Origin of the sequence: Lentzea atacamensis (assembly GCF_003269295.1) — a bacterium.
GTDB classification, from domain to species: Bacteria; Actinomycetota; Actinomycetes; order Mycobacteriales; family Pseudonocardiaceae; genus Lentzea; species Lentzea atacamensis.
This window is the reverse complement of the sequence record NZ_QLTT01000004.1, coordinates 316000-339503: the sequence shown is the minus strand read 5'-3', so window position 1 is coordinate 339503 and position 23504 is coordinate 316000. Positions and strand designations below refer to the sequence as shown.

Below are 23504 nucleotides of genomic sequence, written 5' to 3'. Positions count from 1 at the left end.
GTCAGTTCCGGCCGCTCGCGCCGAGCGCCAGGTCGTTCTCGAGCTTCGCCAGCACCAGGTCGACGATCCGTTCCGCGAGCCCGGCCACGGTCGGCGCGTCGAACAGGTCTCGCGGTGACACCTCGACGCCGAACGAGCGCCGCACCCGCGACATCAGGCGCAGGCTGCTGATCGAGTCACCGCCGAGGGCGAAGAAGTCGTCGTCCGCTCCCACCTCGTCACGGCCGAGCACCTCGGCCCACTCCCGGCACAGCGCCTCCTCGGTGGGGTTGGCGGGTGCCCGGTAGGCGGCGGTGATCACGTCGGCCCGCGACGGCCGCGGCAGCGCCCTGCGGTCGACCTTGCCGTTCGGCGTGAGCGGCAGCCTGGGCAGCCGCACGAACGCCGAGGGCACCAGGTAGTCCGGCAGCGACTTCGACAGGTGCCTGCGCAGGGTGTCGCCGACGGGTTCGGCGGCATCGGGCGCCGGCACCACGTAGGCGACCAGCTGCCTGGCCCCCGCCTCCGTCCTGGGCGCGGTGACCACCACCTCGGCGACGGAGGGGTGCCGGATGAGCGTGTTCTCGATCTCGCCGGGCTCCACCCGGAACCCGCGGATCTTGACCTGGTCGTCGGTGCGCGCGACGAACTCCAGGAGCCCGTCCGGCCGCCACCGCACCAGGTCGCCGGTCCGGTACAGGCGTTCACCCGGCGCGCCGATCGGGTCGGCGACGAACCGCTCGGCCGTCAGGTCGGGCCGGCCGGCATAGCCGCGCGCGAGCCCCGCACCGCCGATGTACAGCTCACCGGTCACGCCCACCGGAACCGGCGCAAGACCGGTGTCCAGCACGTACAGGCGAACACCCGGGATCGGCTCGCCCAGCGGCACGCTGCGATGTCCCGCGCCCGGCCGGGCTGGGAACAGCGTCACCGCGAGGGTGGACTCCGTCGGGCCGTAGATGTTCACGAACGTGCGGCCGGGCGCCCACGCCTCGACCAGCTCGACCGGGCACACGTCACCACCGGTGCCGACGCACTCCAGTCCGGAGAGCTCGACCGGATCCAGCGCGGCGAGGACGGCGGGCGGCAGCGAGGCGACCGTGATGCCGTCCGCGCGCAGCTGCCTGGCCAGCGCCGCCGGGTCGTGCAACGCGTCCGGGCCGGAGAGCACGAGCGTGGCGCCCGCGACCAGCGTGCTGAAGATGTCCTGCACGCCGCCGTCGAAGCTCATCGAACAGACCTGCAGCACGCTGCTGTCCGGAGTGAGGCCGTACGTCTCGTTGATCGCCTGAACGACGTTGTACAGCGACCGGTGTTCCACCATCACGCCCTTCGGCGTGCCCGTGGAACCGGACGTGAACATCACGTAGGCCAGATCCCGGTCGTCACCGGCGACGTCCGGCGCGGTGGCCGGCCGGGCCTCGACGCCCGCGCGGTCGCGGTCGAGCAGCACGACGTCCACATCGGACCCGGCGAACCGGCCTGCCTGGTTTTCGAGCGTCAGCAGCACACGCGGCTTGGTCTCGGCGAGCATCGTGGTCAGCCGTTCGGCGGGGTAGTCCGGGTCCAGCGGCACGTACGCGCCACCGGCCTTGAGCACCGCGAGCACCGCGACGACCAGGTCGGTGCTGCGTGGCACCGACACACCGACGAGCACGTCCCTGCCCACTCCGAACGTGGACAGGTGGTGTGCCAGCCGGTTCGCCGCCGCGTCCAGCTCGCCGTAGGTCGTGGCGACCCCGTTGTGCACCACCGCGACATCGTCCGGCGCGGCGGCGGCGCGAGCGCCGATCACCTCGTGCAGACGACCGCCGGTCCGAGCCGGCCCGGTGCTCGCCCACTCGGTCAGCAGCGTCCGCCGCTCGGCCTCGGTGAGCAGGGACAGCTCGCCGACGCACCGGCCGCCGGAGTCCGCGACCGACTCGAACACCATGCGCAGGTGTCCCGCCATCCGCGCCACGGTGGCCGGGTCGAACAACGCCGGGTCGTAGTGCAGCAGCAGCGAAAGCTCGTCCTCCGGGTAGACGACCACGTTGAGCGGGTAGTTGGTGCCGCTCGTCGAGCCGATGTCCACAATGGACGGTGCATCGCCCTCGGCGGGGTCGACCGGGTAGTTCTCGAACACGACGATGCTGTCGAAGAGGTCGCGGCCGCGCGGCAGCCCGCACCACTCCACGACCTCCGACAGCGACACGTGGTCGTACTGCCGGGCCGCAGCCTGCCCCGCCTGCTGGTCGCGCAGCCAGGTGACGACGTCGGCGTCCGGGTCGACGCTCACCCGCACCGGGAGGGTGTTGATGAACATGCCCGCGATCTGGTCGGCACCCGCGAGATCGGCGGGCCGCCCGGCGACCGTCGCGCCGAAGCACACGTCGGTCTCGCCGCTGTAGCGGGACAGCAGCAGCGCCCACACGCCCTGGACGACCGTGTTGATCGTCACCTGCGCCCGCTTCGCCGTGGCGTACACGCGCGCGGTGAGGTCCTCCGGCAGCGCGACCCGCAGCCGCGCCGACGACACGGTGCGGTGCAGCCCGGACTTCGGCCGGTCGAACGGCAGCGGCGTGGAGGCCTCGAACCCGGCCACCGCCCGCTGCCAGTACTCGCGCGCGGCGGTGAAGTCCTGCCGCGCCAGCCATTCCACGTAGTCGCGGTACGGGCGCCTGGGTACGGGCACCGCCTCGGCCGCGCACTCCCCGAGCACCTCGGAGAGCACCTGCATCCCGCTCCAGCCGTCGAGCAGGGCGTGGTGGAACGTCCACACCAGACGGACGCGCGCGTCGGTGAGGCGGATGATCGCCACCCGCATCAGCGGCGCCTCACCGAGGTCGAGTCCCGCCTTGCGGTCCTGGTCGAGGTAGTGCGCGACGGCGGCGTCCAGCTCGGCCTTCGCCAGGCCGCGCCAGTCCAGCACGGTCACCGGAATCCGGACGTGCTCGTACACGACCTGGTACGGCGCAGGCAGGTCCTCCCAGACGAACGCGGTGCGCAGCACCGGCACCCGGCCGGCCACCCGCTGCCACGCCGCGGCCAGCACCGACGAGTCGCGCACGCCGTCCAGAACCGCGGAGATCTGCTCGAAGTAGGCCGTTCCGCTGGTGTCCATCAGGCTGTGGAACAGCATGCCGTTCTGCATGGGCGTCAACGGGTAGATGTCCTCGACGTCCCGACGCGTCCCCACGATCTCGTCCACTGTGGACTGGTCCAGCGCCGCCAGCGGGAAGTCGGACGGCGTCCGCCCGCCGGTGCCCGGAGTCAGGCAGTGCGCGACGGCGGCGGTGAGCTCGGTGACGAGGTGGTTCGCGAGCCCCGTGATCGTGTGCTCGTCGTGCACGTTCGCCGAGTAGTACCAGCGGAACTCCAGACGACCGCCCCGCACCGTGCCGACGACGTCGACGAGGTGCGGCCTGGTGTCGCCGGGGTGCTGGTGCAGCCCGATCTCCGAGACGGAGCCGAAACCACCCGCGGCGGAGCCGAACTGGCCGAGGTAGTTCAGCACCACCTGCGGGTCCAGCTCCGGTACCCGTCCGGCGTCGCGGAGCACGCCGTAGCCCAGCCCGCGCCGGGGAACGGCACGCACCTGCTCCTTCACGGACTTCAACGCCGCGTCCCAGTCGCCGCCCGCCTCGACCACGAGCGGGAACCGCGTGGTGAACCAGCCGACCGTCCGCGTGATGTCCAGGTCCTCGAACAACTCCTCGCGGCCGTGCCCTTCCATGCCGAGCAGCACGCGCCGTTGCCCGGTCCACGACGCCAGCACCCGCCCGAGGGCGGCCACGAGCACGTCGCCGACCTCGGTCCGGTACGCCTTCGGCACCTCGCGCAGCAGCTTCGCGGTGGTGTCCGCGTCGAGACCCGCCCTGACGATCCTGGTGCTCTCCACCGAGTTCGGCCCGGTTCCGTCCACGGGCACGGTCACGTCCACGCCGTCCAGCGCGGACCAATGGGCAGGCTCGTCGTCGAACCCGCCCGCGGCCAGGTGGCCGGCGAGCCTGCCGGCCCAGGCCTGCGGGGAGTCGGTGGTCGCGTCGAGCACGATCCGCTCGCCGCGCGAGGCCTGGTCGAGCGCGACCCGCAGGTCCTCGATCAGCACGCGCCACGACACGCCGTCCACGGCAAGGTGGTGCACCGCCAGCGTGAGGCGCCCCTGTGCCAGGACTGCCCCCACCAGCCTGCCCTCGGTGATGTCGGTGGAGGCCGAGGCGATCTCGACGGCGCGTTCCGCGGTGACCTCGTCGACGGTCTCGAACGCCGCGCCCGCGGCGGTCTCCTCCTGCCACCACTGGCCGTTCTCCGAGAAGAACCGGGTGCGCAACGCGCCGTGGTGCGCCACAAGTGCTTCGACCGCCGCACGCACGGCGGAGGGCGCGACGGGAGGCAGTTCCAGCGTCACGTGCTGGTGGAAAGCCGCAGTGGGGGTGAACGTGTCGAAGAAGAACCGCTGGATCGGAGTCAGCGGAGCGCGTCCTTCGAACCGGACCGACGGCGCGGCAACAGGTTCTCCCGTCGCCACGACCTCCAGCGCCGCGATCGTCGGGCGTTGGAACAGGTCCCGTGCGCTCAGCCGGAATCCGGCGTCCCGCGCCTTCGCCACGACCTGCATGGCCACGATCGAATCGCCGCCCAGGGTGAAGAAGTTGTCCTCGACGCCGACCTGCGGCACGCCGATCGCGTCGGCCCAGATCCCGGCGAGCACCCGCTGGACTTCCGTGCGCGGCTCGACGTGGGTGACGACGCCGACAGCCTCGGGTTCGGGCAGCGCGGCGTGGTCCACCTTCTCCCGCGACGTGAGCGGGAACTCCGCCAGCACGACGACCGCGGCCGGCACCATGTACTCCGGCAGCACGCCACGCACGTGGTCGAGGAGTACCGAAACCTCCGGGTCACGTCCCGACGGCACGACGTACCCGATGAGGCGCACGCGTCCCTGCGCGTCCTTCCGTGCCACCACGACGGCCGCCGCGACGTCGGGGTGCTCGGCGAGCACGGCCTCGACCTCACCGGGTTCCACGCGGTAGCCGCGGATCTTCACCTGGTTGTCGACGCGGCCGAGGAAGTCCAGCTCGCCCGTGGGCAGCCGGCGCACCAGATCACCGGTGCGGTACAGCCGCGCGTCGGGATCCGGCGAGAAGCGGTCCGGCACGAACCGGGTCGCGGTCAGCTCGGGCCGGTTGACGTAACCGCGGGCGACGCAGACACCGCCGATGTGCAGCTCGCCGGGAACGCCGACCGGCAGCTGGTTGCCGTGCGGGTCGAGCACGTGCACCGTCGTGTTCGCGACCGGCACGCCGATGGTCGGCAGCACACCGGGTTCGACGGTGCCCTCCGGCGCGACCCGCGACCCGGTCGCGAGCACCGTCGCCTCGGTCGGGCCGTAGTGGTTCACCATCAGGAACCGGAACTCGGGGCTCGGGCGGCGGCGCAGCACGTCACCACCCGCGATCACCACGCGCAGCTTCGTGTCCACCCGCTCGAGCTGGTCGAACACGGCGTCGACGCGCGGCGTGATCACCACGGACAGCGTGACGCCCTGCCCGGCGAGCCAGCGGACGAGCACAGCGGGGTCGTCCAGCACGTCCGGCGTCGCCACGGCGACAGAGGCACCGGCGGTGAGCGCCGGCCAGATCTCCAGCGCGACGGGGTCGAACCCCTGCGCGACCAGGTGCGACGACCGGTCGTCCGGGGTGACGTCGTAGTAGTCGTGGTACCAGAGGCAAAGATTGACCAACGAGCGGTGCTCGACCATCACGCCCTTGGGCCTGCCGGTCGAACCCGAGGTGTAGACGACGTACGCGACATCGGTCGCCGCGACGCCCGTTTCCGGTGCGGTAGCGGGATTCGCCGCGATGACCGGCCAGTCGTCGTCAAGGCGCACGACCGTTGCGTCTACTTCGGACACTCGCGCGGCGACGGAGCGCTGGGTCAGCACCACCCGCGCCCCGGTGTCGCCGACGACGAACGCCAGCCGGGCCGCCGGGCTGTCCGGGTCCAGCGGCACGTACGCGCCGCCGGCCTTGAGCACCCCGAGCAGCGCGACCACGAAGTCCGCGCCGCGGTCGAGGCACACCGGCACGGGCACGTCCGGGCCCACGCCGAGGCCGACGAGGTGGTGCGCGATCCGGTTGGCCCGCTCGTCGAGCTCGCGGAAGGTCAGCACCCGCTCCCCGCAGACCACCGCCACCGCGCCGGGATCACGCCGTGCCCGCCGCGCGACGAGCTCGTGGACGCTCACGTCCAGGTCGTGGTCGACAGCGGTGTCGTTCCACTCCGCGAGCTGCCTGCGCTCCCCCGCGGTCAGCAGGGACAGTTCTCCCACCGGCAGGTCGGGAGTCGTGGCGAGCTGGTCCAGCAGCACGTGCAGGTGGCCGGCCATGCGCTCGATCCGCGCGGCGTCGAACAGGTCGGTGTTGTACTCGACCATCACGTCCATGCCGTCGTCGAGCTCGGTGAACTCCACCGTCAGCTCGAAGATCGACGACACGTGCGGGAGCGCCTGCCGCTCGACCCGCGCGTCACCGAACCGCAGCGGCTCCGCCGGGGTGTTCTGCAGCACCACCAGCGCCTGCACCAGCGGCGTGCGGCTGGGGTCGTGGTCGGTACGCACCTCGGAGACGACACGCTCGAACGGCACGTCCTGGTGGGCGAACGCCTCCAGCACGGTGGTGCGGACGTGGCCGAGGAACTCGGTGAACGGCAGCGCCGCGTCGACCGTCGAGCGCAGCGCCAGCGTGTTGATGAAACACCCCACCAGCCGCTCGAACTCGACCCGGCCGCGACCGGACACCGCCGTGCCGACCACGACGTCGCGCTGGCCGCTGTAGCGGGCGAACAACACCTGGCAGGCGGCCACGAGGACGGTGAACAACGTGGTCCCGTGCGCCTCCGCCAGCCACCCGAGCCGCGCGGAAAGGCCCGCGGGAAGCCGGAAGCGGTGCTCGGCGCCGGCGGAGGTGCGCACCGCGGGACGCGGCCGGTCGGTCGGCAGCTGCAGCGGTGCCGCGCCCTCCAGCTCGTGCCGCCAGTGGTCCAGCGACCTGGCCAGCGCGGAGCCGGTCAGCGCGGCGCGCTGCCACACCGCGAAGTCCGCGTACCGCGCGGGCAGCGGCTCGATCCGCGCCGCCCGCCGCTCGAGCGCGGCGGCGTACCGCTCACCCAGCTCGCCCGCGAGCACGCCCATCGACCAGCCGTCGATCGCGATGTGGTGCACGCCCAGCACGAGGACGTGCTCCTGGTCGGCCACCCTGATCAGGCGCACCCGCGCCACCGGTCCGGCGGCGAGGTCGAACGGGGTGGCGACCTCCTGGTGCAGCAGGCGGTCCAGCTCGGCGGCGTCCTGCCCGCGGAGATCGGTCACCGTGATGGCGGCCGATTCCGGACGGATCACCTGCCGCCGTCCGCTGTCCACGGTGGTGCGCAACGGTTCGTGGGCCTCGACCACCCCGCGCCACGCCAGGGCGAGCGCGGCGGCGTCGAACGGGCCGCTGATCCGGTAGGCGAAGTGCACGTTGCTGTCGACGGCGCCGGGGTCGAGCTCGTGCGCGACCCACAGGCGTTCCTGCGGGAACGACAACGGGAAGACCGAACCGGGTGTGTGGTGCGGTGCCGCGGTCACCTCGGCGGCGGGACGCGCGGTGATCTTCGACGCCAGTTCCGCGAGCGTCGGCGCGTCGAAGAGGTCCGCGACGGTGAGCTCGACACCGAACCGGGCGAGAATGCGCGCCAGCACGCGCACGGCGAGCAGCGAGTTGCCGCCGAGCGCGGAGAACGCGTCCCCCGCGCCCACGCGGTCGACCGGCAGCACCTCGGCCCAGATCTCCGCGAGCGCGGTCTCAACCTCACCGCTGGGTGCCCGATGACCCGACTCGGCCCCGCGTCCCGGCTCCGGCAGCGCGGCGCGGTCCACCTTTCCGTTGGGCGTCAAGGGGAACCGGTCCAGCAGCACGAACTCCGACGGCACGAACGGCTCCGGCAGCACCCCGGTCAGCCGCTCGCGCAGCAGCACCGGCGTGACGCCCGCACCGCTGTCCGCGACGACGTACGCGACCAGGCGAGCACCCTCCGCCTCACCGCGGCGCACCACCACGACGGCGTCCGTGACGCCGGGGCACTGCCGCAGCCGGGTCTGCGTCTCGCCGGGTTCGACGCGGAAGCCGCGGATCTTGACCTGGTCGTCGGTGCGGCCGAGGAACTCGAGCCGGCCGGCGTCGTCCACCCGCACGAGGTCACCGGTGCGGTACAGCCGCTCGCCAGACGGCGCGGCGACGAACCGGGTCGCGGTGAGGGCGGGACGGTTCAGGTAGCCCCGCGCGAGCCCGTCACCGCCGATGTACAGCTCGCCCTCCTGCACCGGCCGCAGGTTCTCGTCCAGCACCCGCAGCGTCGTGCCGTCCAGCGGCACGCCGATCGGCACCGGACCGGTCACCTCGGTGATCCGGTGGCAGGCGGTGAAGGTGGTGCCCTCGGTCGGCCCGTAGCCGTTGACCAGCCCCAGATCCGGGAACCGTGCCAGCACCCGCGCGCAGTGGCCGGGTGAGAGCACGTCGCCACCCGCAAGCAGCAAGCGCAACCCGCCGAACACGGTGACGTCCGCGTCCACCACCTCGTGGAACATGCCCGCGGTCAGCCACAGCACGCTCACCTCGAAGCCGGAGAGGAACCTGCCCAGCTCGGCCACGGACACCGCACCGGACGGCCCCACGGCGAGGCTCGCGCCACTGCTCAGCGCAGCCCACACCTCGAAGGTCGACGCGTCGAACGACACCGATGCCAGGTGCGCCACGACATCGGCGGGAGTCAGCGCGGCGTAGCTCTGGCCGCGGACGAGCCGCACGACACCGCGGTGCTCGACCAGCACGCCCTTCGGCTGCCCGGTGGAGCCCGACGTGTACATGACGTAGGCGAGATCGCGGCCCGTGACCTCGACCTCGGGGGACTCCGCGGGCTGCGCCGCGATCAGGTCCGCGTCGGTGTCCAGGCAGACGACGGCGGCGGCACCGGGCGGAACCCGGTCGCGCAGCCGCTGCTCGGTCAGCACGAGCGGCGCGGCGGTGTCGGCGAGCATGAACGCCAGCCGTTCGGCCGGGTAGCCCGGGTCGAGCGGGAGGTAGGCACCGCCCGCCTTGAGCACGGCCAGCTCGGCCACGACGAGGTCGACGCCGCGGTCCAGGCACAGGCCGGTGACGACGCCCGGACCGACGCCGCGCCCGGCCAGGAAACGCGCCAGCCGCGAGGCGCGCGCGTCCAGTTCGGCATAGGTCAGGCTCAGCCCGGCCGCGGACACCGCGGTCGCGTCGGGTGTGCGCCGGACCCATTGCTCGAACAGCTCGTGCACGACCGTGGGCATGACGGTATCCACGCTGCCGCTCCGTTCTGTCGATTCCCCCGGGAAGAATGCGGACACCACACCCCCATGTGGCCCGCTCACCGGAAGTCTTGTTCGGCGGCCCACCCACGGCAACGTCTTTAAGCCGAGACCAAAAAGGACTCGCTGCCGGGCTCCGCCGAGCTGGGCTTTTCGGCAGTACCTAAAGGAGGTGGAATCCTGCGGCGTCCTGCGCAAGGCTGTTGTGGCCGGGCAACCGTGCCGTTCGCAGTCCTGCACGCGGCAATGCCTGCGATGCACCGGACACGTGTTCCGGCATTGCCGGGCAAACATTCGGTGAACACCGAGCGAGTTCTCGACGCCCGCCTGTACCACCGTTTCCGAAAATCGGAGTCGCGGCGTCGCCGCGCGACAGGAGGCTGTCCATGACCAGCACGACCACGCGGGCGACCGCGCAGATCTTCAACTCGGCGGTGGCCGCGTCCGCCATCGCCGCGGCGTGGGAACTGGGGGCACTGGCGGAACTGCGCGAGTCCGGCACGCTGGACGTACCCGAATTCGCCTCGAGGCATGATCTGCACGAGCAGTCCACAATGGGCCTCTTCGTGGCTCTCGCCAGTGTCGGGGTGGTGCGGCGCGACGGCTCGACGGTGGCCACCGGCGAGCACTTCGACGAGGTCTACCAGGCAAAATCGCTGTTCCACTGGCTCATGCGGGGTTCTGCCCCGCTGTTCGCGGAAATCCCGGCGGTGCTGCGCAACGGCAACCGCACCGGCGCCTTCTACCGGCGTGACGCGAAGGCCATCAGCGCCGCGTGCCGGGAAGCGAACGCGCAGTTCTACGACCCGGTTTTCTGGCCGGTCCTCGAAGGTCTCGACTTCGATCCGACCGTGGTCGCCGACCTGGGTTCGGGAAGTGGTGAGCGACTTCTCCAGATTCTCAAGCGCCACCCCGGTGCGCGTGGTATCGGAATCGACATCGCGAGCCCCGCGATCGACATGGCGAGGACCGAGGCGCAGCAGGCCGGCATGGGTGACCGGCTCACGTTCATCGAGGCCGACGTGCGGCAGCTGGAGCCGGCCGCAGAATTCGCCGACGTGGATCTGCTCACCTGTTTCATGATGGGCCACGACTTCTGGCCCAGGGAACGGTGCATCACCTCGCTCCAGCAGCTGCGGAAGGCATTCCCGTCCGCCCGCAGGCTGTTGCTCGGCGACAACGTGCGCACCACGGGCGTGCCGGACGACGAAATCCCGGTGTTCACGCTGGCCTTCGAATTCGGCCACGCCATGATGGACGTGTACCTGCCGACGCTGGACGAATGGCTGGACGTTTTCGACGAGGCCGGGTGGAAGTGCGTCGAGGCGCACCACGTCGAAAGCCTCGCCGGAGCCGTCGTGTTCGAGCTGAGCTGAGCCGGAGCACCCGATGACCATCCCGGTTCGCCCAGACCTCGACGCGCTGCCCCTCTACCAGCAGCTGCCCACGACCGCGCGGGTCCAGCTGTCGAACAACGAGACCGCCTTCCCGCCGTTGCCGCGGGTGGCCGCCGCGCTGGCGGAAGGCCTCGAGCACATCAACCGGTATCCCCCCGTCAGCCCGCACGCGGTCGCGACTCACCTCGCCGAGCACCTCCGCGTCCCCGCCGGCTCCGTCGCGGTGGGCGCGGGGTCGGCCACGCTGCTGCTGCAACTGATGCAAGCGGTGGTGCACGGACCGAGCAGCATCGTGTACCCCTGGCGTTCCTTCGAGGCCTACCCGATCCTCGTGCGCGTGGCGGGCGCGGAGCCGCGACCGGTGCCGCTGACCGGCGACCTCACGCACGACCTCGACGCCATGCTGGCCGCGGTGACGCCGACGACCCGCATGATCATCATCTGCAATCCCAACAACCCCACCGGAACCGCGCTGCACCGGGAGGCGCTCGCGAAGTTCCTCGCCGCCACGCCCGATCACGTCGTGGTGGTGCTCGACGAGGCCTATCACGAGTTCGTCACCGACCCGGACATCCCGGACGGGCTGGAGCTGGTGCGCGAGGCCGCAGGCCGGGGCAACCTCGTCAGCCTCAGGACGTTCTCGAAGGCCTACGGCCTGGCGGGACTGCGCATCGGCTACTGCGCGGGACCGGTGAACCTGATCCAGGCGGTCACCAAGGTCGGTGTGCCGTTCAGCGTCAGCACCCTGGCCGAGACCGCGGCGCTGATCAGCCTCGACTCGGCCGACGAACTGGCGGAACGCTGCCGGCTCGTGCGCACCGAACGCGACCGCGTCGGAGCGGGGCTGCACGCGCTCGGGCACGAGTTCGTGCCGTCACAGGGCAACTTCCTGTGGCTGCCGCTCGCGGACCGGGCGGCCGCCTTCGCCTCGCACTGCATGGCCGACGGCGTGATGGTGCGCCCGTTCGCCGGCGAAGGCGTGCGGGTCACGATCGGCAGCCCCGCGGACAACGACGCCTTCCTGGCGGTCGCACGCACCTTCGCGACCGGCTGACACAAAGGAGATTCCCATGAGCAGCAACCCCTTCGACGACCCCGACGGCACCTACCTCGTGCTGGTGAACTCGGCGAGCCAGCACTCGCTGTGGCCGCTGGCGATCCCGGTGCCCAGCGGGTGGACCGAGGTCCACGGGCCGGGCACCAGGCAGGAGTGTCTCGACTACGTGTCGGGCCACTGGACGGATCTTCGTCCGCGGGAGACCGCCGCACGGGCGTGACGCTCACTCACCAGCCGCCGCTTCCATGAACTGGTACGTCGTGTACTCCAGCAGCGCGGTGCCGAGCGGCGTCACGCTGTGCAGCACGGTGTTCCGGTTGCGGCGGCTGGTGATCAGGCCGGCCTCCCGCAGCACCGACGTGTGCTGGCTGATGCTGGCCGACGAGATGTTCAGGCGTTCGGCCAGCTCGCCGGTGGTGCAGCTCTCCACCAGCTCCTGCAGGACCGCCGCACGCGTCCGCCCGACCAGGGCGGCCAGCGCCTGCTCGCCGCGTTCGGTGACGTCCCAGAAAGCCGTCGCCGCGCTCGCCGCCGCGCTGACGGGCGGCGCGGCGAACACGAGGATCGGGCTGGACTCGTCCCACTCGGCGCCGATCAGCACGGCCGCCGCACCGTCGTGCAGGAACAGCGACGGCGCCAGCAGCAACCCGCGGCCGTTGAGGTGGACGTCGATCTCCTGGTCGTGTGGCACTTCCAGCACCGACGAGCGCCATCGCACCTTGGGGTGCAACGTCCCCAGCAGGCGCTCCACACCCCCGGTCATCGCCAGACGCCCCCTGACGTCGCGGACCGTCTCGAGATAGCCGCGCACCTGCCGCCAGTAGGGCGACACCGCCACGCGGCAGAACCCGTGCGCGGTCTCCAGCACGTCCTCGCGACTCAGCCCGACCTTGCCCAGTGCTCTCTCGTCAGCCTTGAATCCTCCGTCCACCAGCCACAACAAATCCGGGACCGGCCGCAGCGCGTGCAGCATGCGTTCGATGCGACCGGCACGTTTGCCCAGACGCTCGCCCACACGCTCGCGCCAGATCCCGAAGAAACCACCTCGTGTACGTCCGAGCGACTCCATGGCGAACACGGTCTCCGCACCCATGCCCAACGTCGCCGAGACTTTCACCCGCGCCAGATCCTCGCTGGTGAAATGAATCCTCTGCAACCCTGCCCCCCGGTTGTTGGCCCGTTCGGCTGACGCGTCGATCGCGAACTCAGCCGATTCGGGACCAGTCCAATGTGGACCGAACGGAGCACCTGAAGGTTAAAGCTCCTCCCAGCCCGTGTTTGTCCGCAAGACCAGGGCAGCCCTGATCTCCTGAGCGCAGGCAAACGTTCCCCCAGGACCGCGCGTCAGGTGCGTCCATCCCAGCCTACATACTCGAGAGGGAAACCGCCGCACCTCATTGGAGAGAGCGAAAGTCTTTCACCGCGAACACTTCCCGGCCTTTAAGCCAGAGCTGAAAGTGCAGACACGGCAGCGCGCGTCACGTTAGGTTAAAAGGCTAGCCCGCGAACGGGCGCACCCCGGCGACCAGCCCTCTTACCACAGCTCAGCCGCCAGTCAACCGGTTGTGGACACGCCACCCAGGAGACCGTCACCACACGATGGACCAGTCCCGGTGGCACGGCCGCAACCTACTCGCGAATAAAGTCAACGGCTCACTCCTGCGCGCCCCATCGGCACGATCCAGCCAGAACGCCGAAAAGACCAGGAAATCACCCATTGAGCCCACTCACCCTCAATTGAACGAAAGACCGTTCGATCACGCCGTGTAACCGGGCGATTACAGCGAGATGAACTCGCCTGGTGGACATTTCAAATTCACCGATTCGACGACGTCAGTCGGGAATATGCACTTCAGAAGTCCGCATCGGCCCCTGATTGTCCACACCGGACCAATAACCCGACGATTCCCTCAGGCCATCGGACCGTGCCGGAAGGCGTGCAAGACGGTCTGCACGCGTTCACACAGGCGGAGCTTGTGAAAATGCGCGCGACACAGGTATTGACGGCCTCGTGATCGGCAACCCGCGGCATCACCTGGGGTTTCCCTGCCGAAGGAGGCGAGCCCCGGCTCCACCGACGATGTCAGCGGGTACAGCACGCCCGCCACGTCGCGTGGGCGGGGCAGTTCGAGGGGCAGACGACGATCGGGCTGGGCGTGCGCGGCTGCCGTTCCGGGTGTTCTGCTCGACGGACCGGGCACCGGGTTCGCGCTACATCACCGAGCCGTGCCTCACCGCGGAGGGCCCTTGCGTCGCCGTAGCCCGCACACGACGGCGGTCAGCAGGACCACCAGCACCTCGGCCACGCGAATGGACAACAACGATGTCTCCACCACGATGCGCATCGGTCTTCCCTTCCGGCTGCTCGTGATTACACGATGTCGGCAGCGGTCCTGTTCGTCATCCTCCTGTTCAGGAGGCTCGTCAGGGCGTTGCTGATGCGCCGGGCGCGTGCTGGAATGAGGTGATCTCCAGGGGGTGCCGTGCACTTCAACGACGAAGTCGACTGGCCGGAGGTGTTCGGGGAGCACATTTCCCGGCCCAGCCTCGCGGATCCGCGCAACCCGCGCCGGTCCGTCTACGCCGCCACGATGGTGTTCCTGGAGGGCGGGCTCCAGGAGATCGACGACCAGCTGTCCGGCCGCAGCCGCCGCAGCCGCGACGAGCTCGCCGGTGCACGGCTGACGCGGACCGTTGTCGTGCGCAGGGCTGCCGCGCTCGCCGCTGACCTGCCGTGCGCGGTGAGCGTGGGCGAAGGCGCGTTCAAGGATCGCTGGCCGAGCCACGGCGGTATGGCGAACTTCTTCATGTGCCTCATCAAGTACACCTGCACGGCGCCGCGCTGGGGGCTTTTCCTCGACTACGGACCGCGCCGGGCACTCGCCGAACTGCCCAGGGTGCGCGCGGGAGAGCTCGAACTCACCGACCTCATCACGAAAATCGCCACGCACGACCTCCGGATGCGCACGCGACTTGCGCGGTACTGGCTCTTCCAGCTCTCGCTGACCATCGACGCGAAGTGGCGGTCCGTTGCCACGAAGGCGTATCGCGAGATGCTCGACGCGTACTCCACGCGATGGGTGCCCGTGTACGAGGAAGGCCTGCGGCTGCTCGGCGTCCGGCTCCGGCCCGGCATCACCGCGAGGATGCTCAGCTCGATGGTGTCGGCGCAGACGTCGGGCTTCGCGCAGCACATCGCGGGCACCGGCGACGACACGAGGGAGAACCGGGACCTGTTCGTGGCTTCCGTCCAGGCGCTGATCTACGCCGCGCTCGACCCCGGTGACGAGCGCGCCATCACCGACGCGTTGCGCAGGATCCTCGGCGAGGGCCCCGGCTAGTTCCGATACAACGGGTTCGGGCAGTCGACGTACCGGCTCGCCGCACCCTCCGCACGGGTCCAGCGCAGCAGCAGGTTGGCCTTCGCGGGCACGACCGGGCTCTCCAGCAACGACGTCAGCAACGGAAACGACCCGTACCCGGCGAAAACGGCCCGCGCCTCCGCCCACACGCCGAGATCGGGGTGCCGGGACAGCACCGCGCCCGCGATCTCCACGAGGTGGTTCACCACGAGGCAGTACTGCAGCCGCTCCCAGCCCTTCGCCTCCGAGACACCGCGCGACCCGCTCTCACCATCCACTTCGGACAGAAGTGCGGCATGCCCCGGCAGCAAACGCATTCCCTCGTGGTCGCGGTAGAACGCCTGCACCGGCATCCCGGCGGCGTCCACGCCCACCAGGACGTTCTGCAGGTGGCACTCCATCACGACGCCGTGCGCGAAGAACGCGTGCAGCACAGGGGGAACGACGACCGACACGTACTTCCGGAACCACCGCAGCGCACCGTCCCGGTCCAGGCCGTCCAGCGGGTTGCCTTCGAAACCCTCGCTGATTCCGGCCGCCAGCAACGGGGTGACGCCGGGCAACGTGTGCCGCCGCACGCCGTCGCGCACCACCACCGCGAGCCCTTCGAAACAGTCCGGCGACGTCCGGTAACCGCGATCGATCAGAAAAGCCGTACCGGGATAGGTCGAGGCGATGTCCGCGAACACGGGTCTCAGCACCCGCGCGAGCGGCGGGATCCAGCGCAGGTCGTGCGCCCACAGCCGGCGCACGTCGTTGGTGATCTGCACGTCGAGGCTGAACTTGTAGAACAGGTCGGCGGCCGGGTCGTAGACCGTGCGCACCGACGACGTCGGCCAGACCTCGTGGTCGGCGACCTCCCCGGACATCCCGAGCAACGACAGCTGCCACGGATGCGCGGGCAGCACTCCTGGCGGCAGCGGCACGTCGCCGTCGTCGGCGAACTCGCCTTCCAGGTGCACCAACGAAAAGCGCGCGTGCACCTCGGGCGAGTACGGCAGCCACTCCGCCGCGGGCAGGCCACCGCGGCCCTTCGGCGCCGGGTGGTAGCGGTGACCGGCGACCAGCGCCTGCTCGGAGCGCTGGTAGAGGTCGGCGGGCGGAGCGGGACGCGCGCCCAGCATCGCCGCGATGGCCGACCGGGAGCCCGCGATCTCGTCGAGGAAGCCGATCGGCGGGTCGCCGAGCTCCTTGGTGATCAGCAGAGCCAGTTCCTGCCACGACAGGGATTGCCACGAACCGGTGAACACCTCGGGATCTGACAGCCAGCGGCCCTGCCGTGCGCGCAGCAGGACGCCGGTCCGCGGCAGGCGGATCGTGCCGTCCTCCCTCACCTGGCCGACCTCGCGCCGCAGGCAGTTGAGCAGGGCGGTCGAGGTGATGCCGTCGGGATCAGAGGTCGCTTCCACCGGTGTCCGCTTCCCTGGGGCGATGTGTCAGGATCTGATCATTCTGACCGAGACGCCGATCGAGGCCGAATTCGCCGCGGCACTGGACGGCGAGCGTGCCGAGCGCTTCCTCGCGGCACTGCCAGGAGCCCGCGCGGCCGTCCTCGCGCGCCTGCGCAGAGCCCTCGCGATCGAACCGTTGCCCCAGGTCAGCGCCACCGAGGCCGAGTACGCCCATCCGGTCGGCCTCCTCACCGCCCTGCGCTGGCCGGGCTCCGCGAACCTGATCGCCGAGGTGGCCCACAGCGTGGCCGGGCTGGCGCTGTCCCGCACGACGAGCCCGCTCACGACACCGTTCCTCGACCGCACTCTGGAGGAGCACGAGCAGAGCGTCGTCGACGGCCATCCGCTGCACCCGTGCTGCCGCAACCGCACGGGTTTCACCGCCCACGACCACCTGGCGTACGGACCTGAACACCGCCCCACGGTCGCGCTGCGCCTGCTCCCCGCGCAAGACCACGTCGTGTACGGCGACTGGCCTTCCGAACTCAGGGACGGCAAGGCGATCCTGCTCCCGGTGCACCCGTGGCAGGCCGGCCGCCTGAACCTCCCCAGCGCCGGCACGCTCGACGCCAGCCCCCTGATGGCACTGCGCACCCTCTCGACCGGCGGCTGGCACGTCAAAACGACGCTGAGCGCCCAGATCACCTCGGCCGTGCGGGACATCTCCGGCAGCTCGATCACCACCGCGACCACGGTCTCCGACTTCCTCGCTCAGGTCGTCGAGGGCATCGAACTGCAGCACAACCGAGCCTCCGCCGCAGTCGTCACGAACGGTGAGCCGAACCGCGAACTGGGCGTGATCCTGCGAGACAAACCGGTTCCACGCGAGCACGAAACCCTGCTGCCACTGGCCGCACTGACCGCCCTCCCGGTCGACGGCGGCCCTCCCCCGATCCGCGCGCTCGGCGATCCGGTCGAGTGGCTCGGCGAGTTCGCCGAACTGACCGTGCCACCGTTGATGACGCTGCTCGCGCGCGGTGTCGCGTTGGAGGCGCACGAGCAGAACCTGCTGGTGGGCCTCGTGAACGGCAGACCACGCCGGGTGATCTACCGCGACCTGGCCGACATCCGCGTCAGCCCGCGCGAGGACCTCCCCGAACGCCTCCACGCGAACCGGGAGACGTTGCGCACCAAGGCTTTCGCCACGTTCTTCTCGACCGCGCTGACCGGCCTCGTGACCGCGCTCGACGCACCGGCCGGCGAACTCTGGCGAACGGTGGCGAAGGCGGTCCCGGACACCCCGGACCGGCCCGCGCTGCTGCACGACCCGCTGCCCGCCAAGCCCCTGACGTTGATGCGGCTCGACCCGAGGACCACGGCCTGGGCCTACCTGCCCAACCCCTTCAGCCCGTGATCGTGGATCAAGCGCACAACAACGACTCCCGGTGCTGCCACGCCAGCGACAACAGCGCCGCGCCGGCCGCCTGGGTCGGTTCGCCGTGGACGAAGCGCTCGACGTTCGCGGCGGTGAACGGAAGTCCCTCCAGGACCCGGCCTTCGTCGTTGTGGGACACCAGGTCGCCGAAGAGGGAGTCGAACTGCCCGGCCTCGATCACCGCGACGGTCAGCATGTCGGTCGCGAACGTCAAGGGATCCACGCCCATGCCGAGGTACGACACCCGCGCCGCCGACGTCAGCCGCCGCGCGAACGGCCAGGTCCCGTAGTCGGCGCCGTGCACCTCCGGCACCCCGAGCAGCTCCTCGGCGAACTCGCGGATCATGCTGTGCCACAACGAGAAGTCGTCGTCACCGGCGGACTGGAAGACCCCGACGGGCAGCACCTGGTACATGCCGCCCGCGTGCCCGACCCGCTTCGGATCACGCCAGTGCAGGAAGAACGTCGCCTCGCCCGTCGCCTGGTCGTGCCGGATCGTGAGGGTGCTGATGGCGACGTTGGTGGGCCGCCGCGAAGGGTCGCACGGGTCGCCCACAGCAGCACGCAACGGCAACGCGTCGGTATGCCCGAGCTCGCGCGCCGCGTACTCGTGCGCACACGCCTCGCCCACGTCGATGCCGTCGAAGTACGAGCCGATGCCGAACGTCAGCCGCCGGTCGGTGAAGCCGAGCAGGCGGTAGGTCTCGCGGTTCTCGAACACGGCCGGCGCGGCGAGGGCGGCCATCGCGTCCGAGTAGCTGCGGAAGCCGTCGGGGAGCAGGTCCGAGGTGAAACCCGGGAGCGGCGACGAGCGGGCCAGTTCCAGCGAGAGATCGGCCAGCGGGACCGGCGCGGCGGGCATCCAGTGCGGGGACGTGAGCAACGGCGTGCCCGCGACCTTCGGAACGTCCGGATACTCCCCGGCGGCCTTCGACGCCAGCGCGTGGCGGTGTCGCAGCAGGTGAGCGCGTACTTCGAGCCACTGTTCCGGCGTCGGCATGAGGCCATTGTCCCGAACAGGGCGACATGACCGGGCCACCCTGCCTGGCCCGGTCTCCGCTCTGCGAGGCTGTCAGGCCCTCCAGCGCCGCGACGCGTGGACCACGTCGCCGACCGCACGCGCGAGGCTTCCGTCGGCGTCGACGTGGCACTCGTACTCGGCCGGAAGCGGCTCGGCCACCTCGGGCGGGGCCTCGTACGGGTCGCTGTCTTCCCAACGCAGCCTGCGCGCCGTCTTCACGAACGCGACCGCCGCGGCCAGCAGCAGCACCCCGATCGCGACCGGCCACCAGACCGATTCCGCGACCGCGATGGCGAACTGGACCTGGGCCACCACGACGAAGACGACAGTGAGCCCGACCACCGACCACGGGGCCGATCTACCATCGCTTCTGCGCTTGGCGGCACCGGTTGCCCCCATTGGCGTCACCTCCACCGATGTTGCCGTGGACATCGGCGATTGATCGCACGGAGTTACAACCCCCAAGCGTACTCCCTGGTCGTTCGGTTGCGTTCCGTCATCGTCGGCACCACCGCCCACCAGGCGCTGACCACGGCACAGCCCGTGCGGGATTCACCCTGTGGTGTGATCATCAACTCGTGTCAGCACAGCACGCGGGAGACCCCGCAGCCTTCGCCGCCGACGTCCTCGAAGAGGGACCGGCCGAGGTCGAGTACGAGCCGGGCATAGCCGCCAGGAGGCCCGGCAAGACGTCCGCCGGCGGCGCCCTGATCCGTGATTCCACCGGACGTGTGCTCTTCGTGGTGCCGACGTACAAGCCGGTGCTGGACATCCCGGGAGGCATGACCGACGAGAACGAGTCGCCGAAGGCGGCGACGATCCGCGAGATCCGCGAGGAGCTCGGCCTCGACGTCGAACTGGGACCGCTGCTCGTGGTGGACTGGACGCCGCGCAACGGCGTGTGGCGCGACTGTCACCAGTTCGTGTTCGACGGCGGGATCGTCGACGACGCCAGCCCGCACGACGACGAGCTGGAGGCCGTGGTCTACCTGAGCCTCGACGAGGCCAGGCCGCGGATCTACCCGTCGCTGCACCGCAGGCTGACCCTGGCGCTGAAGGCTCTCGACGCCGGGACGACGTTCTACGCCGAGTTCGGGCGGGAGGTCTGATGCGGATCGTCTCGCTGCTGCCCGCCGCCACCGACATCGTCGCCGAGCTGGGCCTGCTCGACCACCTCGTGGGCCGCACCCACGAGTGCGACTGGCCGGCCGGGGTGGCGGGCGTCCCGGTCGTCACCAGCACCGGCATCGACCAGAACACGCTGAGCAGCAGGGAGATCTCGGCGACCGTCCACCGCGGGTCGTCGCTGTACGGGTTGGACACCGCGCTGCTCGACGACCTCAAGCCCGACGTCATCCTCACCCAGGACCTGTGCGACGTCTGCGCGATCTCCTACCGCAGGGTCACGGACACGGTCCGCATGATGGACGTCGGCCCGACCGTGCTGAGCCTCGAACCTTCCACACTGGACGAGGTGCTGGACTGCCTGAAGACCGTCGGTGACACGCTCGGCGTGGACAGCACGGACAGGATCGCCGCGCTCCACCACCGCGTCGACCGGATCGAACAGCAGACCAGGGACCTCGCCCACCCGCGAGTCGCCGCCATCGAGTGGCTGGACCCGGTCTGGCCGGCCGGGCACTGGGTCCCGGAGCAGATCGCGAAGGCCGGTGGCGTCCCCCTCCTCGCCGAGAAGGGCGAACACACCAAGCCGATCACCTGGCAGGCCGTCCACGACGCGAACCCGGACGTCGTCCTGCTGATGCCCTGCGGCTTCCCGCCGGAACGAACCCTGCGGGAACTCCCCGCCGAGCCACTCCCCGAGACCTGGGTGCTCGACGGTCCGTCCTACTACAACCGGCCGGGCCCTCGCGTCGTGCGCGGCATCGAGGTGCTCGCCCACGTCCTGCACGGCCTCGGCCCGGACCCGCGGCCAGGGGAAGCACATAAGCTCGCGGCATGGATCTGAGCGCGTTCCCCCGAGTCGCACTGGGCAACTGGCCGACCCCGCTGGACGAGGCACCGAGGCTCACGGCCGCGCTCGGCGGCCCGCCGGTCCTGATCAAGCGCGACGACGTCAACGGCCTCGGCGCGGGCGGCAACAAGCTGCGCAAGCTCGAGTTCCTGCTCGGCCAGGCGATCGAGCAGGGCGCGGACACGATCATCACGTTCGGCGCGCTGCAGACCAACCACGGCCGCCAGACCGCCGCCGCCTGCGCCAAGCTCGGGCTGCGGTGCGAGCTCGTCCTCACCGCCAAGGTGCCGATGTCTGGCGACGCGTACGAGAAGTCCGGCAACGTCGTGCTGGACCACATGTTCGGCGCGAACGTGCACGTCTGCGCGGACGCCGAGGAGACCGTGCGGACGTACGAGAAAGTCAACCACGACAAGGCCGTCACGCTGCCCGTCGGCGGCTCGAACGGTCTCGGCACGCTCGGCTACGTCGCCGCGGCAGCCGAGCTGGCCGGGCAGCTCACCGAGCGGGGCATCGACAATGCCACCATCGTCGTCCCCCAAGGCAGCGGCGCGACGGCCGCGGGCATCGCGCTCGGCACCGAGCTCCTGGGCTGGCAAGGCACCGTCCACGCCGCGAGCGTCTCCCACAGCGGGGAAGACGCCGAGCGGGAACTGTGCCAGCTCGCCGGTGACGCCGCCGAACTGCTCGGCACGGGCGAACCGAAGCTCGGCCACGTCACCGTCACCGACGACACCATCGGCCCCGGCTACGGCGTGCCGACCCAGGACGTGTGGGACGTGCTGAAGCTGTTCGCCCGGACCGAGGGCGTCATCCTCGACCCGGTCTACACGGGCAAGGCGGCGGTGAAGTTCGCCCGTCTCGCGCCCGCCTGCGACGTCCCCGTCGTGTTCCTCCACACGGGTGGACTGCCGGGTTTCTACGGCTACGCGCAGGAGGCCGTCGCGCAGTTCTGACAGTTGGCCAGGTTTTGCCCATGATTTCCGTTCATCCGGCCGGGCCCGGCCGGATGAATTGAGCTCATGCGGATCCACCGGCCCACGCTGTACGTCGGACTGGGCGGCACCGGCTGTCGCGTCGGGGCCGAGCTGGAACGCGGGCTGCGCGAGCACTTCCCGCCGGACCAGCTGCCCTCTCGCGTTCAGTTCTTGTACGCGGACCTCAACGAGAACGACCTTCCTGCACGGCCGCACCCGCCGTCGCGGCTCTTCGACCGGATCGTCGGCCTGGCGGCGGGCGAGCTGGACCTCGCCGAATCCGGACAGTACCGGGAGTTCTGGGCGGAGACGCTGCCCGGCGCGCTGCGGCTGCCGTTCCGCGGTGTCCGCAACCCGTTGCAGGACAACCTGCACGACCTGCGCGAGTGGGTCGCGCGCGAGCCGGAGCGGCTGGCCCGGCCGTAGCGCTGCGTGACCGCCGCGAGGTCGCCCCCGCGTGATCAGTACCCTGGTGACGTGACCGACTTGGCCGACGACCTGAGCCTGCTTCGCGACCTCGAACGGCGGTTGCTCGTCTACAAGTTCGCGATCGAAGAGCTGATGACGAAGCTCCGGATCCTCAGCGAGGAGTTCGACTCCGTCCACCGGCACGACCCGATCGAACACATCACGAACCGGGTGAAGAAGCCGGAAGGCATTCTGGAGAAGTTGCGGCGCAAGGGGTTGCCGCTCGACGTCGACGCCATCGGCGAGGTGCTCGACGACATCGCCGGTGTGCGGGTCATCTGCCCGTTCGTGTCCGACGTGTACCGCGTCTCGGCGATGCTGGCGCGCCAGCACGACGTGGAGATCCTGCGCACCAAGGACTACATCGCCGTGCCGAAGCCGAACGGCTACCGCAGTCTTCACCTGATCGTGCGGATTCCGGTGTTCCTGTCGGACCGGGTCGAGCACGTGAAGGTCGAGGTGCAGCTGCGCACCATCGCCATGGACTTCTGGGCCACGCTGGAGCACAAGCTCTTCTACAAGTACGACGACAGCCCGCCCGCCGACTTCGTGGACGAGCTGATGTCCTCGGCGATGATCGCGGCGCAGCTGGACGAACGCATGGAGTCGTTGCACCGCAGGATCCACCAGGACGAGGCGCGACAGCCCTGAGGACCGCCGCGCCGGACGGATGGTTACCTGATCTCCGGCACGAACACCGAGCCGGTCTCCCGGATCAGCTCACACGTGCTCGGGAACGTCTCCTGGTAGTTGACCTCGTGGCCCATCCACCTGCCGGTCGCCGACACGGTCACCGGGTCGTAGATGTAGGTGCACAGCAGGCCTGGTTCGCCGGGCAACGCCGCGAAGTCGCCGTTCGCCGCCTCGATCTCGGCACACGCGGCATCGGCGCTCGGGTGGTCACCGCCGTCCGGGTTGCACGTGAGCGAGTACGCGGCCGCAGCGCTGGTGTTCTGCGGCGTCACGGTCATGGTCAGCTCGCCATCGGCAGCCGCGGCGGTTCCGGACAGTGGAAACAAGAGGCCGGCACAGGCGAGCGCGGACATGGTCACGATTCGCTTGCTGTTCATGACCGAGGGCTTCC

At 70.4% G+C, this 23504-nt stretch carries 16 protein-coding genes; 10 read left to right on the top strand and 6 right to left on the bottom strand.

What is annotated here, in order from left to right; translation table 11 throughout:
- Position 1: 1 nt before the first annotated feature.
- Positions 2-9319, bottom strand: coding sequence for a non-ribosomal peptide synthetase (locus tag C8D87_RS20570; RefSeq protein WP_170166508.1), 9318 nt, complete (start codon positions 9317-9319; stop codon positions 2-4).
- A 404-nt stretch (positions 9320-9723) separates the two neighbouring features.
- Here C8D87_RS20570 and C8D87_RS20565 point away from each other — a divergent pair, with 404 nt between their 5' ends.
- The 3 genes from C8D87_RS20565 to C8D87_RS20555 are packed head-to-tail and all read left to right on the top strand — an operon-like array spanning position 9724 to position 12011.
- On the top strand, positions 9724-10713 hold the full coding sequence (locus tag C8D87_RS20565) for a class I SAM-dependent methyltransferase (RefSeq protein WP_112227963.1): 990 nt from the start codon (positions 9724-9726) through the stop codon (positions 10711-10713).
- A gap of 13 nt (positions 10714-10726) precedes the next feature.
- Positions 10727-11788: a histidinol-phosphate transaminase gene (locus tag C8D87_RS20560; protein WP_112227962.1), complete on the top strand. Its 1062-nt coding sequence runs from the start codon at positions 10727-10729 to the stop codon at positions 11786-11788.
- A gap of 16 nt (positions 11789-11804) precedes the next feature.
- Positions 11805-12011 (top strand): MbtH family protein, encoded by a 207-nt coding sequence (locus tag C8D87_RS20555; protein WP_112227961.1) that lies wholly within the window; start codon positions 11805-11807, stop codon positions 12009-12011.
- Positions 12012-12014: 3 nt separating this feature from the next.
- Here the strand turns inward: C8D87_RS20555 and C8D87_RS20550 are convergent, their stop codons facing one another.
- Complete coding sequence (locus C8D87_RS20550; protein WP_146231593.1) at positions 12015-12908, bottom strand: ArsR/SmtB family transcription factor; 894 nt, start codon at positions 12906-12908, stop codon at positions 12015-12017.
- A 1366-nt stretch (positions 12909-14274) separates the two neighbouring features.
- Between C8D87_RS20550 and C8D87_RS20540 the strand changes: the two genes are divergently transcribed.
- Entirely contained in the window at positions 14275-15132 is an 858-nt protein-coding gene (locus C8D87_RS20540; RefSeq protein WP_112227959.1) for a hypothetical protein, read from the top strand.
- On the opposite strand, the gene C8D87_RS20535 is transcribed toward C8D87_RS20540, so the two are convergent.
- On the bottom strand, positions 15129-16562 hold the full coding sequence (locus C8D87_RS20535; RefSeq protein WP_112227958.1) for an IucA/IucC family protein: 1434 nt from the start codon (positions 16560-16562) through the stop codon (positions 15129-15131). The two genes, C8D87_RS20540 and C8D87_RS20535, sit on opposite strands and share 4 nt — an antisense overlap.
- A 22-nt stretch (positions 16563-16584) precedes the next feature.
- Here C8D87_RS20535 and C8D87_RS20530 point away from each other — a divergent pair, with 22 nt between their 5' ends.
- Positions 16585-17958 (top strand): IucA/IucC family protein, encoded by a 1374-nt coding sequence (locus C8D87_RS20530; protein WP_112227957.1) that lies wholly within the window; start codon positions 16585-16587, stop codon positions 17956-17958.
- A gap of 7 nt (positions 17959-17965) precedes the next feature.
- Here the strand turns inward: C8D87_RS20530 and C8D87_RS20525 are convergent, their stop codons facing one another.
- A complete protein-coding gene (locus C8D87_RS20525; RefSeq protein ID WP_112227955.1) occupies positions 17966-18979 on the bottom strand; it encodes a transcriptional regulator in 1014 nt (337 codons plus the stop codon).
- A gap of 72 nt (positions 18980-19051) precedes the next feature.
- Positions 19052-19342 (bottom strand): hypothetical protein, encoded by a 291-nt coding sequence (locus tag C8D87_RS20520; RefSeq protein WP_112227954.1) that lies wholly within the window; start codon positions 19340-19342, stop codon positions 19052-19054.
- Between the two features lie 236 nt (positions 19343-19578).
- Here C8D87_RS20520 and C8D87_RS20515 point away from each other — a divergent pair, with 236 nt between their 5' ends.
- The 5 genes from C8D87_RS20515 to C8D87_RS20495 all read left to right on the top strand — a co-directional run bounded on the left by C8D87_RS20515 (position 19579) and on the right by C8D87_RS20495 (position 23071).
- Positions 19579-20109 carry an NUDIX domain-containing protein gene (locus C8D87_RS20515; RefSeq protein ID WP_233439602.1) on the top strand — a complete coding sequence of 177 codons (531 nt, stop codon included), beginning with the start codon at positions 19579-19581 and terminating at the stop codon, positions 20107-20109.
- Positions 20109-20969, top strand: coding sequence for a cobalamin-binding protein (locus C8D87_RS20510; RefSeq protein ID WP_112227952.1), 861 nt, complete (start codon positions 20109-20111; stop codon positions 20967-20969). The genes C8D87_RS20515 and C8D87_RS20510 overlap by 1 nt, the downstream gene beginning before the upstream one ends.
- Positions 20960-21931 (top strand): D-cysteine desulfhydrase family protein, encoded by a 972-nt coding sequence (locus tag C8D87_RS20505; RefSeq protein ID WP_112227951.1) that lies wholly within the window; start codon positions 20960-20962, stop codon positions 21929-21931. The genes C8D87_RS20510 and C8D87_RS20505 overlap by 10 nt, the downstream gene beginning before the upstream one ends.
- Before the next feature lie 66 nt (positions 21932-21997).
- Complete coding sequence (locus C8D87_RS20500) at positions 21998-22378, top strand: tubulin-like doman-containing protein (protein ID WP_112227950.1); 381 nt, start codon at positions 21998-22000, stop codon at positions 22376-22378.
- 51 nt (positions 22379-22429) lie between these two features.
- On the top strand, positions 22430-23071 hold the full coding sequence (locus tag C8D87_RS20495) for a GTP pyrophosphokinase (RefSeq protein ID WP_233439600.1): 642 nt from the start codon (positions 22430-22432) through the stop codon (positions 23069-23071).
- Positions 23072-23094: 23 nt separating this feature from the next.
- Here the strand turns inward: C8D87_RS20495 and C8D87_RS20490 are convergent, their stop codons facing one another.
- On the bottom strand, positions 23095-23490 hold the full coding sequence (locus tag C8D87_RS20490) for an SSI family serine proteinase inhibitor (protein WP_112227949.1): 396 nt from the start codon (positions 23488-23490) through the stop codon (positions 23095-23097).
- Positions 23491-23504 lie beyond the last annotated feature (14 nt).

Bases quoted from the DNA above. Each gene is read 5' to 3' on its own strand.
- C8D87_RS20570 (WP_170166508.1), bottom strand. From the start codon at position 9,319: ATGCCCACGGTCGTGCACGAGCTGTTCGAGCAATGGGTCCGGCGCACA.
- C8D87_RS20565 (WP_112227963.1), top strand. From the start codon at position 9,724: ATGACCAGCACGACCACGCGGGCGACCGCGCAGATCTTCAACTCGGCG.
- C8D87_RS20560 (WP_112227962.1), top strand. From the start codon at position 10,727: ATGACCATCCCGGTTCGCCCAGACCTCGACGCGCTGCCCCTCTACCAG.
- C8D87_RS20555 (WP_112227961.1), top strand. From the start codon at position 11,805: ATGAGCAGCAACCCCTTCGACGACCCCGACGGCACCTACCTCGTGCTG.
- C8D87_RS20530 (WP_112227957.1), top strand. From the start codon at position 16,585: ATGTGTCAGGATCTGATCATTCTGACCGAGACGCCGATCGAGGCCGAA.
- C8D87_RS20525 (WP_112227955.1), bottom strand. From the start codon at position 18,979: ATGCCGACGCCGGAACAGTGGCTCGAAGTACGCGCTCACCTGCTGCGA.
- C8D87_RS20510 (WP_112227952.1), top strand. From the start codon at position 20,109: ATGCGGATCGTCTCGCTGCTGCCCGCCGCCACCGACATCGTCGCCGAG.
- C8D87_RS20505 (WP_112227951.1), top strand. From the start codon at position 20,960: ATGGATCTGAGCGCGTTCCCCCGAGTCGCACTGGGCAACTGGCCGACC.
- C8D87_RS20500 (WP_112227950.1), top strand. From the start codon at position 21,998: ATGCGGATCCACCGGCCCACGCTGTACGTCGGACTGGGCGGCACCGGC.
- C8D87_RS20490 (WP_112227949.1), bottom strand. From the start codon at position 23,490: ATGAACAGCAAGCGAATCGTGACCATGTCCGCGCTCGCCTGTGCCGGC.